General features: G+C 35.4%; 8 protein-coding genes and 2 pseudogenes. 7 read left to right on the forward strand and 3 right to left on the reverse strand.

Annotated elements, in window-relative coordinates:
* Window positions 1-153: 153 nt before the first annotated feature.
* The 5 genes from LIT25_27085 to LIT25_27105 all read left to right on the forward strand — a co-directional run bounded on the left by LIT25_27085 (window position 154) and on the right by LIT25_27105 (window position 5852).
* A complete protein-coding gene (locus LIT25_27085; GenBank protein ID USK36435.1) occupies window positions 154-1227 on the forward strand; it encodes an extracellular solute-binding protein in 1074 nt (357 codons plus the stop codon).
* A 213-nt stretch (window positions 1228-1440) separates the two neighbouring features.
* Window positions 1441-2451 carry an ABC transporter ATP-binding protein gene (locus LIT25_27090; GenBank protein USK36436.1) on the forward strand — a complete coding sequence of 337 codons (1011 nt, stop codon included), beginning with the start codon at window positions 1441-1443 and terminating at the stop codon, window positions 2449-2451.
* Between the two features lie 10 nt (window positions 2452-2461).
* Window positions 2462-4174 carry an iron ABC transporter permease gene (locus LIT25_27095; protein ID USK36437.1) on the forward strand — a complete coding sequence of 571 codons (1713 nt, stop codon included), beginning with the start codon at window positions 2462-2464 and terminating at the stop codon, window positions 4172-4174.
* Between the two features lie 126 nt (window positions 4175-4300).
* A complete protein-coding gene (locus LIT25_27100) occupies window positions 4301-5188 on the forward strand; it encodes a glycerophosphodiester phosphodiesterase family protein (protein ID USK36438.1) in 888 nt (295 codons plus the stop codon).
* A complete protein-coding gene (locus LIT25_27105) occupies window positions 5157-5852 on the forward strand; it encodes an inositol monophosphatase family protein (GenBank protein USK36439.1) in 696 nt (231 codons plus the stop codon). Before LIT25_27100 ends, LIT25_27105 begins: the two co-directional genes overlap by 32 nt.
* 345 nt (window positions 5853-6197) lie before the next feature.
* Here the strand turns inward: LIT25_27105 and LIT25_27110 are convergent, their stop codons facing one another.
* The 3 genes and pseudogenes from LIT25_27110 to istA all read right to left on the reverse strand — a co-directional run bounded on the left by LIT25_27110 (window position 6198) and on the right by istA (window position 9127).
* Window positions 6198-7049 carry an endonuclease/exonuclease/phosphatase family protein gene (locus LIT25_27110; GenBank protein USK36440.1) on the reverse strand — a complete coding sequence of 284 codons (852 nt, stop codon included), beginning with the start codon at window positions 7047-7049 and terminating at the stop codon, window positions 6198-6200.
* 221 nt (window positions 7050-7270) lie between these two features.
* On the reverse strand, window positions 7271-8026 hold the full coding sequence (istB, locus tag LIT25_27115) for an IS21-like element helper ATPase IstB (GenBank protein ID USK36441.1): 756 nt from the start codon (window positions 8024-8026) through the stop codon (window positions 7271-7273).
* Window positions 8023-9127: pseudogene (istA, locus tag LIT25_27120) on the reverse strand (IS21 family transposase). Before istA ends, istB begins: the two are co-directional and overlap by 4 nt.
* A gap of 124 nt (window positions 9128-9251) precedes the next feature.
* Between istA and LIT25_27125 the strand changes: the two are divergent.
* A pseudogene (locus tag LIT25_27125) lies at window positions 9252-10241 on the forward strand (IS3 family transposase).
* A 571-nt stretch (window positions 10242-10812) separates the two neighbouring features.
* Entirely contained in the window at window positions 10813-12435 is a 1623-nt protein-coding gene (locus LIT25_27130) for an alkaline phosphatase D family protein (protein USK36784.1), read from the forward strand.
* The last annotated feature ends 612 nt before the right edge of the window (window positions 12436-13047 follow it).

The raw sequence follows: 13047 nt of genomic DNA on the forward strand, positions 1-13047 counted from the left end.
TTTTCATTATATAAATGAAAACAAATTGGGTGAATTCTATAAAAAACAGGGGTGATAATATAAACAATAAAAAATATAATGCATACAGTTTATACCAATTTAAAGGTATTTTATGTAAGAGTAACAAAAAAACTATTAATAAGGAGAAAAATAATGAAAGCAAAAAAAACATTTCTACTCGTAATGGCATTTATGCTGGTAGCAAGTATTTTAGCAGGTTGTATGGGAAATAAATCAACAGAAACAGATTCAGGAACAAAAGTAGAAAACAAATCTCTTGTTGTTTATTCAAACTCTTTATCTGACGGTCGTGGAGAATGGTTAACTGAAAAAGCTGCTGAAGCTGGTTTTGAGCTTGAGGTAGTTCAAGCTGGTGGTGGAGACCTTTTAAATCGTGTCGTCTCAGAGAAAAACAATCCTTTAGCCGATGTTATTTTTGGTTTAAACCAAACAAATTTTGAAACATTAAAAGAAAATGACATTCTTGTTCCATACGAACCTGAATGGACGAATGAACTTCCAGAAGGTTCACGTAATAAAGATAATTTCTATCATCCACTTGTCGAACAAAGAATTATCATGCTCTATAACAAAGATGTGTATACAGAAGAAACTGCACCAAAAGATTGGACTGACTTAATTGAAAAAGAAGAATTTAAAGGGAAATATAATATTCCAATAGACCTAGGTGGAGCAACAAATCAAGCGGTATTAAACGGCATATTAATGAGATATGTAGATGCAAATGGAGACTTAGGTGTGTCTGAAGAAGGATGGCAAGATATTAATAAGTTTTTTGACAATGGATATAAAACACCAGAAGGTGAAGATGCCAACGCAAACCTAGCATCAGGAAAAGTTCCGATTTCATTCACGTATTCAAGCGGTTTAGAAGGTATCGAAGAGGAATTTGGATTTGAAGCGGGGATTGTTTCTCCAGAAATTGGTGTACCAACTTTAGTGGAGCAAGTAGGAATCATTAATAAAGGGAAAGATCAAGATACATCTGTAGCAGAAGAATTTGTGAACTGGTTTGGTAGTGCAGAAATTCAAGGGGCATGGGCTGAACAATTTGATACTCTACCAGTAAGTGAAAAAGCACTAGAAAAAACTTCAGAGAAAATGAAGTCAATTCATGAAAACACGACAATTCAAGATATCGATTATACCTTCATTTCTGAACATATTGACGATTGGGTAGAAAAAATTGAATTAGAAATATTTTAATGATAAAAGCGGAAGCGCCTTGATTAGTCTTTTGGTTAATCAAGGCAGGACTGGTCGAAAGTGTTCAATATGTCTTCTAATCAGTCCTGCCTTGTGATGGACAGCTGTTAGCCTGAAAAAATTTATTCATTATTACCCCCTATTAAACAATAGCCTTATAAACCGAAGAACCATAATGGATTTGGCGGTTTTCAGGATGAAGGAGGAAGCCACGTGATTCATTTTCAAGATATACAAGTAAAATTTGATGACTTTGTTGCGATACAAAATTTAAATCTAGACATAAATGAAGGCGAATTTTTTACATTTCTTGGACCGTCAGGCTGTGGGAAAACAACGACATTACGAACATTAGCAGGGTTTATAACTCCCACTAAAGGAAAAATTACCGTAGATGGCGTGGACATTACAAATACGCCGATTGAAAAAAGACAAATTGGCATGGTCTTTCAAAGCTATGCTTTATTCCCAACCATGTCTGTTTACGAAAACATTGCCTTTGGATTAAAGGTTCAAAAATATAAAAAAGACGAGATGAAAAGACGCGTTGAAGAAATCGCAAAGGTTGTCGATTTAACAGAGGATAAGCTGATGAAAAATGTATCCGAACTATCCGGTGGACAACAACAGCGTGTGGCTATTGCCCGAGCATTGGCACTTGCCCCAAAAATCATCGTTTTAGATGAACCACTATCAAACTTGGATGCAAAGCTACGAAAACAATTAAGAAAAGAACTTAAAAAACTACAGCTCGAGCAAGGTATTACAACGGTTTATGTGACACATGACCAAGAGGAAGCGTTAACATTGTCAGATCGCTTGGCTGTTTTTAATAATGGAGTGGTTGAGCAAGTAGGTACGCCAGAGGAAATTTACAACCAATCGAAAACAGAGTTTGTATGTAATTTCATAGGCGAGGCGAATTCAATCGGCAAAGAAATAGTAGAAGAAATCTCAAAAAAATCAGGCAAACTAGATTCAGAAAAAAAATATTATATCCGATCAGAAAAGATAAAAACGAAAGTACAAGCTGGTGATCATCATTCTGTTGCCCTTCAGGCAAAGGTCGTTTCAAAAGAATTTTATGGCACATACTCTCAATATAAATATGAGGTAATTGGTTCTTCTCTAATCAATATCGAGAAAGAAGATGGGAATTTTCAATATTCTGAGGGCGACGAAGTAACCTTGTTTATAAATCCAAAAGACATACTTCAATATTAGGAGAATCATAATGAAATTTATAAACACTCATATTCAAAATAAACTCTATCTTTTACTAGTCGGGATTATTCTCACTTGGTTCATTGCAGCCTTTCTCATTCTCCCAAATGTAAATATTCTTTATACAACATTTTTTGCAGAGGGTGCCTTTTCATTAGAGCCATTTCAAAAATTATTATCATCTGAAAGAGCAATGAAAAGTTTAGCTAATAGCTTTCTATTAGGGATTACATTGGTCTTCACTGTAAACATGGTTGGGATTTTTCTAGTGTTAGTCACAGATTATTTTGACATCAAAGGTGCCAAAATCTTAAGACTCGGTTATTTTACCACGATGATCTATGGCGGACTCATTTTAGTGGCGGGTTATCAATTTATTTATGGGAATACTGGATTTTTAACGACTTTATTAGTGAAAATCTTTCCTGCGATGAATCCAGATTGGTTTATCGGTTATCCCGCGGTTGTGTTTGTGATGACCTTTGCTTGTACGACGAATCATATCATCTTTCTTTCAAATGCGATCAAAAGCATTGATTATCAAACGGTTGAAGCGGCAAAAAATATGGGTGCTTCACCTTGGAAAATCCTTACCAAAGTTGTTTTTCCTGTTTTAAAGCCTGTATTAACAACGTTATCCGTGTTGCTATTTGCAACAGGAATTGGTGCGATGTCTGCACCGTTGATCGTAGGGGGAGAAAACTTTCAAACGATTAGCCCAATGATTCTAAACTTTGCTAATAGTATGAGTTCAAGAGATCTTGCCGCATTGTTGGCGATCTTTTTAGGGGTTACACAAATTTTGTTACTCTACGTGATTACAAGATCTGAGAAAAAAGGCTTTTATATGTCGGTATCAAAAGTAAAAACGAAAATCGTAAAGCAGAAAATTGAAAATAAGGCTGTCAACGTTATTGTCCATTTTTTTTCATATGTTCTATTTTTCATTTATGTGTTGCCGATCGCTGCAGTCATTCTTTTTTCATTTACCGATACGTTCAGTATCAGTACTGGTACACTTTCATGGGAGCATTTTACATTAGAAAATTACATCAAAATTTTAACAGATTCTTCAGCATATGAACCATTTGTTATTAGTATTATCTATTCTGGATTAACAGCCATCATTGTCGTAGGTGCCATGTTATTTATTTCTCGATTAATCCACAAATACAATAATAAACTAACAACAACTTTGGAATATTTATTTCATATTCCTTGGATAATACCTGGTATCTTAATGGCTTTAGGATTAATTATCACCTTTGATAAACCAATGCCTATTATCGGAAATATCGTTTTAACGGGGACATTAAGCTTATTGTTAATAGCTTATGTGATTGAAAAAATTCCATTTACCTTGAGGATTCTAAAAGCAGCCTATTACTCATTCGATGGCTCACTTGAGGATGCAGCTAAAAATTTGGGGGCTAGACCCATTTATACATTTATTCGAGTAATTTTGCCAATTGTGTTACCGACAACACTAGCAATACTCGCGTTAAACTTTAACAGTCTATTAGCTGATTATGATTTAACCGTATTTTTATATCATCCACTTTATCAACCGCTGGGTATTGTGATTCGAAATAACACAGATCCAACTGCTTCTATTGATGCGAAGGCAATGAACTTTGTCTATTCTGTTATTTTAATGGCGATATCAGCGCTTGTGATTTACTTTGTATATGGTAGAGGAAGCAATAAGAAAAATATCTTATAGAAGAGGTTTAATGGACCAGATATTATGACGCAAATGATTGTGTGTCAAATCAACAATGTATTTGAGTTATGGAATATTAAGATAAGAAAAAATAAATTCAACAGTTGTATGAAAGGAAAAATGATTATGAAATATACAAAAGTACTAGGTAAACTATTAAGAGAAAATGAAGTTTTAATTGCATGTCACCAAGGTTCAGCAGGTGGAAACATTGCATATAACACATATAGATCAATGTTAAATGCTATTAATCAAGGTGCTCATATTGTTGAATTTGATATTAGTAAAACAAGTGATGGAGTATTTCATGTTTTTCATGAAAATGAAGAATCAATTCGTTTTAACAGAGATGAGAAGTTTAGGACATTTACTGCTGAAGAAATTAAAGAGCAAACATTATTTAATATGAACATGCAAGCAGTAGAAGCTCCACCTACATTAAAAGTTTTCATGGAAAATATGAAAAAACACCCAAATATATTGTTGCATTTTGACCACGTGCAAAAATGGGGTAAAGAGTTATTGGAAGACTTAGATCAATATGAAGATCAAAGACAATCAATTATTTTAAAAACTGATGTTGCTGCAACTGAATGCTTAGAAGCATTAGCAGCACACGATGTTAAATATATGACTTTACCTAAAGTTTGGAATCAAGATAATTTTAATAAAATCATGGAATATAAAGACAAAATAAACATTGTTGGTTTTGAAATGATTTTCGATGATCCAAATGCTGATTATGTTTCAAAGGAAAAATTAGAGCAATTGAGACAAATGGGATATCACACAATGATTAATGCAATTGTTCTTTGGAATGATCGTCAATCTCTTTGTGGTGGATTTGATGATGATGTCTCATTATTAGAAAATCCTGAATTAGGTTGGGGGAAATTATTTGAGATGGGATTTGATATTATTCAAACTGACTGGCCGTTACCGTTAAAAAATTACCTTGAAAAAAAAGGAGTAAAGTTAGTTTATGAAAACAGCAAGTCAAAAATCTCGTTATGATTTTGCTCTAGAATTAATTGAATCATGTAAAATTGTATTAGAAAAAGAAAAAGTTTCTATAGTAGAAGAAAAGGAAAATGAAAAAGATTTAGTTACCAATCTTGATAAAACTTTAAATAATCATATTGTATTGGCAATATCCAGTGCTTTTGATGATGATATTGTTGGTGAAGAGCAATCAAAAGAAGGTAATAAAAAAAATACATGGTATATTGATCCTATTGATGGAACAACTAACTGTATTTATCGAAAAAGAGAATATGCTATTTCAATAGCATATGAAGGGGAAGAAGGTAGATTTGGTTTAATATTTGATGTAGAAGCTGATAAATTATATCACGCTTATACTGAACTTGGTGTATTTATTAATGGGGAGCCATTTACAAGACCTGAAACACCTGAATATGGAATTATCCATATTTCACCTTCTTACTTAAAGGAAAAAAAATACGATGACTTTGCTGATAAATTTAAAGGCATTAGGTATTTAGAAGTTTGTTCAATTGAAATTATTAGAGTTGCAATTGGTGAAGCAAGTTGTTTCTATCGTAAAAATCAAAAAGTTTGGGACTATAAAGCTAGCGTTATTTTTGCTGAAATAGTAGGTTTACACGTAGAAATATCAGAAGACCATATTGTGTTGGTGGGAACAAAGTTTGATTAATAGATGATTGTAAATTTAGGCGTGTTATTAATAGATCAATATTAATATATATTAAGAGGTAGTTATAATGAACAAATTAATAACTAATTATTGGTAGTAAGAGATAGTCATGATACACCCGGTTCTGGTGCAAGTAATCTCTAAATCTTGGACATACCTGTTGGAATTGGAGAAAGTTGGGTATTCGGTGAAGTAGAGTTTAAAGGGGGACCCTAAAATCCCCCGAAAATTAAAATTACTTCATATTAGAATCATGATCAGTATATTTATTTTGTATTAAATTTCTTCTAGAAACATTTTAGGCATCTAATCCCTTTTGGTTTAGCAACGATGCACCATGCTAAATTAACGAGAGAGAATAACATCTGAAATGAGAGGTCGATGGTCTGATGCTAGTGATTCGATAATTTCTGATGATTCGGTTTGAATACCATGAGTTGTTAGGATATAGTCAATTGTTCGATTGGGTTGATTTGCTGGGAAGGTGTAACCTTCATGATCATGTACTTCTTTCCATGTATCCTTGAATGTTGAAAACAACGGCGCTAATTCTGGAGATGTTGGTATTGCATTCATGTCACCAATTAAGATTTGCTCTTTATTGCTTTCAGACATTATGTTTAACATATCTTCTACTTGCATTTTTCGTATTTTCGGATCGGGTCTATAATCTAAGTGAGTAGAATATACGTTTACTTTAATTCCCTTTACGTTAATTAATGTTTCTGCGAATCCAGGTAACAACTCAGGTTCTGAAGTGGATCCTTGTGTAGAGAGACGCGTAATTTGTCGATTTTCTGCTTTAAGAATTGGATATTTACTTAGAATTGCAACCCCAAATTGACGATTAGGCTGTCCTGCCTGATCTGATGGAAAGTCATAGATTGGAGCGTAAAAATAATGCATATTAAGAGATTCTGCAAGTATTTTGATCTCGTTTTCAAAATGACTTCGATCTGCCCAATGTACATCTACCTCTTGCAATCCAATAATATCTGCTTTCGATTCACGAATAACATTAGCAATGGATTCTAAGTCATATTGATTATTCATATTATGCCCGTAATGGATATTGTAGCTCATTACCCGAAGTTTTTCGGATTTTCCATTATTACCTTCTGCGGCATACGGAGTAGGTTGTAGAGATAAAAATGTGATAAACAACAACATTACTGCTAACCCAAATTTTTTTAACATATTGATTCTCTTTCCTCCTTTAAAAAGATTGATAAAAGTCAATTACAAACATTATGATATAGCTGCCAACTTTTTAAGTCTATATAAGAAGTGAGAATTTTACTTATTATTAACGATATTTACAATGCATCTTCATAATCCTTATACATTTATACTGGATATGTCAAGGCCGATTATAACTTCACCAAAATGTCCGGTTTAAAAATCCCCAGAAGGAATTCTTACGAACCCTTCTGTTTTTCCATCTGCAGTTTTTTTTCTTTCATACGATAACTTTCTCCGTTTAGGTTAAATATTCTTGAGTGGTGTAAGAGTCTATCTAACATAGCGGTCGCGATGATTGGATCACCAATAATATCTCCCCATTCTCCAAATGACTTGTTTGATGTTAAGATAATTGAACCTTTCTCATACCGTCGGGCAATGACTTGAAATAAATAATGAGCACTATGATGATCGAGTTTCATATAACCCATTTCATCAATGATTAGAAGACTAGGTTTTACAAAAGAACGCAGTTTCTTTTCCAACTGCTGATCAAGGTCAGCTTTCCTTAATTGTGATACTAAGTCATGTGCGGAAATAAAGTATGTTTTGTAGCCTTGTGATATAGCTTGCAGCCCAATAGAAACTGCCAAGTGAGTTTTCCCAATGCCTGATGGACCTAGAAAAATAGGATTCTCATGATTCTTTAAGAATGATAATGTCATCAGTTCTTTTACTCTCCGTTCGTCAATTGAAGGTTGAACAGTAAAGTCAAACTCATCCATCGTCTTTCGAAACGGGAGTTTTGAAAGTTTTATCAGTGTTTTAGTCGTTCTTTGCTGTCTTTCAATAAATTCTGCCTCTAATAGGCTGAAGAGAAACGAAGAATATGGTACATTATTTTTAGCTGCTTGATCGGCAAGCGTTGACCATTGTTCTGCGATTACGGACAAGTTTAGCTTCTGGCAATACTCATTCATTTTCTCGTTCATGATTCACCTCTCAAGAGGTCATCATAAACTGAGAGAGGACGAGTATTGACGGATACTTCGGGAACAGAATGCGGGGCGGCAACCACGGCACTCTGTTTCTTTTTTATTTGATCAGCTAATGAAATGACCGATGCTGGTGTTTGAAATGCTGTAATCTCTTCACCTTGATAAAAGAAACGAAGTACTCCAGATAATGATTCTTAACCAGGATATCCTTTAACGCATATTCCTTTGAAAGTAGCCACTTGTTTCCTTTATAAGATAGGGTGCTATCAAAATGAGTCTTACGATAGACACGATAGCTCGTGTCATAATTGATTTTTGGTAATGAACTAAGCTTTTCTTCCGACCAGCGTTCTTGTGGAGGGACACCTGTGGTATCATTCTTTTTGCGATTGCCGATTCCGTCAAGCCAACGTTCTACTTGAAGATTAATATCTTCAATGGAATCGAATATTTAGCCCTGTAGGGCTTGCAGGCTTTAGGAATAAAATCATAATAAGCTGCAAATTCCGCAAATCGAGCGTTCCATATCACAATTCCTTGTTCACGTCCATCTGTCACTGTTCGCATATTATCAAACAGTATTTTCTGCGGAACTCCGCCAAAGTACTTAAAGCTATTAATCAAACATTGGAGGACATGTTCTTGATCTTGAGACGTTGTAAACTCCGCATATTTCATTCTGGAGTAACCTAATGTTGCGACAAACATAGAAAGCTTTATTCGCTCTCCGCAGAGAATAATTTCCCCAATCTCTTTCCAATCCACTTGCATCTGTTCGCCAGGTAAAGTTTCATACCGTACAGAATACTTCTTTTTCTCCTTATCTCTAAAGGGCTTAATGTAATCTTTTAAAATCGTTTATAAGCGTTCACCGTTAAAAACGCCATCTTCCAGCATCCGTTGATGAAGGTGTTCTTTGTATGAATCCAACTTACTTTTTGTCTTTTTTCTCTTTTGCTTTGAAGGAGCCGAAGAAGAGTTTATGTATTTCCTAACCGTTCCACGATCTAGCTTTAGTTCTCTCGCAATATCAGAAATAGACATTCCTCGCTTGTACATATCTTTAATCATAAAAAAATCCCCTCTTGTAATCATGAACCATAGCTCCTCTCAAACCTATGGTTCTATTTTAATTGGGGATTTGGATAGTCTACACTTAGTTGGACAGAAAATTTAAGGTCAAGTAGACTACAGTTAACACTTTAGAGGAGAATCTACTATGCCTAAAAAAGAACGTCGAACGTTTACAGCTGAATTCAAGCATCAGATCGTACAACTGTACCAAAACGGAAAACCAAGAAAGGATATCATTCGTGAGTATGATCTAACTCCCTCTTCATTCGATAAATGGGTGAATCAGAGTCAACATTCTGGTTCGTTCAAGGAAAAAGACAATTTGTCCCCAGAAGAAAAGGAACTGATCCAGCTACGGAAACAAAATAAACAACTGCAAATGGAGAATGATATTTTAAAGCAAGTCGCGCTGATACTAGGACGAAAGTAAATGTGATTAAGAATAATCAACACAAATACTCGATATCAGCAATGTACAAAGTCCTCCAACTTCCAAGAAGCAACTACTATTATGAAGCAAAAGAAAGAGCTGCAGAGGACGATCTGACCACGACCATTATTGAGATCTTCCATGAGAGCCGTCAAAACTATGGAACTCGAAAAATTAAAGCGGAATTACAAAAGAGAGGTCTTCAAGTATCCAGACGAAGGATTGGCCGCGGTAGTAAGTGATTTAACATATGTAAGAGTCGATCAAAAATGGCATTATATATGTGTCTTTGTTGATCTCTTTAATCGAGAAATTATTGGTTTTAGCACGGGTCAGCATAAAGATGCGGCTCTGGTTTATCGTGCTTTTGCGTCCATTAAAGAAGACCTTCGCAAGATTGAGTTTTTCCACACAGACCATGGAAGCGAGTTTAAAAACAAGCTGATTGACGAGGCGCTGGAGACATTTAATATCAAGCGGTCATTAAGTATGAAGGGCTGCCCATACGACAATGCAGTAGCAGAAGCCACATTTAAAATCATCAAAACAGAGTTTGTCAGAGGAAAACATTTTACTAGTCTAGAAGAGTTGGCAAGAGAATTTCAAGACTATGTCCATTGGTTTAACCATATTCGAATTCACGGAACATTAGGATATTTAAGCCCGATTGCTTACAAACTTGAACACCTTAAAAAAACTGTCTAGTTTTGTGTTGACAATCCACATTTGTAAAAGGTGAAACAAAAGCAGCGAAGAGTAGGGTGAACATCAATCCCCATTTTTTCATAGACTGTTACACCTCATAATAGTCTGATTTCACCTACAATATTAAAGTAAAAGATCTATGTTTCGAATCGTTCTGCCGATTTTTCACAAAAATTAACTATGTATTAATAAAATATTAATAATTTAAAGATACTGAAACAAAAGAAATACTTACATATGAGCCATTTTTCATATTTTACCAATATTTGTTAAAGTGTATAAACAAGTGAAATGTTCATTAAAAAATCCAACTATATAAAGCTTCCTTCTTATTAATCGGGCCTTATGAGGGATAATCGATAGATATTATCGAGGTGTGAAATAATAGAAAAGACTCACGTTTCTTTGATGGGTGAAAAGTAAATCTAGATTCTATCGAACTATTTTTTAAAAAACACAGGAAAAATCTACTGTTTTTTCAATGTTTACTGTTGTTTTACGGCAATATTAAAGTTTCTTAATAACCATTCCCTAAGATTGAAAATGGAAATATTACGAGGGAGTGATTAAAATGAAAAAAATTGATCTTCAATCAGAAATGCTAGACCGTAGAAATTTCTTTAAAAAGACAGGTAAAGGAGTGGCTATTGCGCTAGGTGCTTCGCTTATTCCTACATTGTCAATGAATGTGGCAGCGGCGGAATCCACATCCAATGAATCTAGCAATATCGCTTATCCTTTTACACTAGGAATTGCTTCAGGTGACCCGCTGCCAGATGGGGTTGTTTTGTGGACAAGACTTGCCCCAGATCCATTGAATGGAGGGGGCATGCCAAACCATCCATTCCCTGTACAATGGGAGGTTTCCCTTGATGCCAATTTTATCAATGTCGTGAAAAGAGGAACGGAACTTTCTAAACCTCAACTAGCTCATTCTGTCCATGTTGAAGTGGATGGCTTAGAACCTGCTACATGGTATTATTACCGTTTTAAATCTCAATCCGATTTCAGTTCAGTAGGCAGAACGAAGACAGCGCCTGCCTATAATAGTCAAGTAGACGAGCTAAAATTCGCATTTGCTTCTTGCCAAAGCTGGCCAATTGGCTTTTACACAGCTTATCAGCATATGGCCAAGGATGATCTAGATTTGGTCATTCACTTAGGGGATTATATTTATGAAGGGGAACATGACACAGCGATTCGCCCAATCGATCAAGTTTTTCCAGAAATTTATACGCTTGATGACTATCGTAACCGTTTTGCCTTATATAAATCAGACAGTGATTTGCAAGCGGCTCACGCGAATTTCCCGTGGATCGTAGCTTTTGATGACCATGAAGTAGATAACAACTGGGCTGGAGAGGTTCCCCAAGATCCTCATAAACAATCACGAAAAGATTTCTTAGAACGGAGAGCTGTGGCCTTCCAAGCTTATTACGAACATATGCCGCTTCGCCGGACGTCTTTACCAAATAGAAGCGATATCCAACTTTATCGACGACTATCCTTTGGTAATTTGGTCGATTTTAATGTATTAGACACACGTCAATACAGAGATGACCAAGCCAATGGGGATGGACGGAGTCCACAAACACCTGAATCTTTGGATCCAGCACGTACCATTTTAGGTGAACAACAGGAGCGTTGGTTACTGGATGGCCTTGCTGAGTCACAGTCCAAATGGAATGTTATGGCCCAGCAAGTAACCTTTGCCCAAAGAGAAGTTCAAGAAGGACCTGGCGAGCTTTATAGTATGGACGGATGGGACGGATATCGTCCGAACCGCGATCGTATATTATCTTTTATTAAAGAGAACGGAATTTCTAATTTTGTCGTTCTGACTGGTGATGTACACTGCAATTATGTAAATGAAATCAGAGAGGATTTCAGAGATCCGAACTCGATCAATCTCGGAGTTGAGTTTATCGGAACATCGATTACATCTGGTGGGGACGGGTCCGATGTAAGACCTGACACTCCAGTTATACTAAAAGAAAATCCACATACTAAATTTGTTAATAACCAACGCGGTTACGTTCGCTGCAAACTAACCCAGGAAACTTGGCAAGCGGATTTTATGGTCGTTCCATATGTATCGAGACCGGGCGCACCAATCTCAACACGTGCATCTTTCATAATTAAAGATGGAAAAGCTAGTGTGCAGCAAGTAGCAGGAGAAGCGGTTTTAAGTTAAAAATGAATCATTCAAATGGATTTTCGAATAACTTTTCGCACTAATTTTTCAATAATAGGTTTAGGATGATACGAGGAAATTAAGAATGAATTTTCTCCACACCTGCCTCGTACATCCCTTTTGCTAGATTACTAAATTTTAATATATTACTAAGTGAGTGATCCATTCTAAAAAAATGGGATATTGTTATGAAAAAGAGAAAAGGCTTTGCTATAGCTTTATGTAACTTTATTCATGTATCCACGCACAATGATGGGTTCTGCAGGTAACGTTTTCGCTTCTTATTAGAATTCGTAAATCCATATGCTTCAGTAGATTGGGATCCTATGGACAATACAAGGCAGATTTTCACTCACATACAATCGAAAGTGATGGCAACAACACTCCAGCGGAAATGGCGGAAGACTTCTATGCAAATGGTTTTGATGTGTTTGCCATCACTGACCATAATTTTACAAGCTCCACATTGGATAGGACAGATAGGCCAGCAACAATAATTGACAACTTCGTAATCCATTAAATGTCCCTACCCAACTAGGATTTTTTTTCGTAACTAAGAGGTAGAAGAGTGAAGTTGAATTAGCAATGCAAAAAAGGATCTTCAGTTTTGAT

Source organism: Bacillus sp. F19, from assembly GCA_023823795.1.
GTDB lineage: Bacteria > Bacillota > Bacilli > Bacillales > Bacillaceae > Bacillus_P.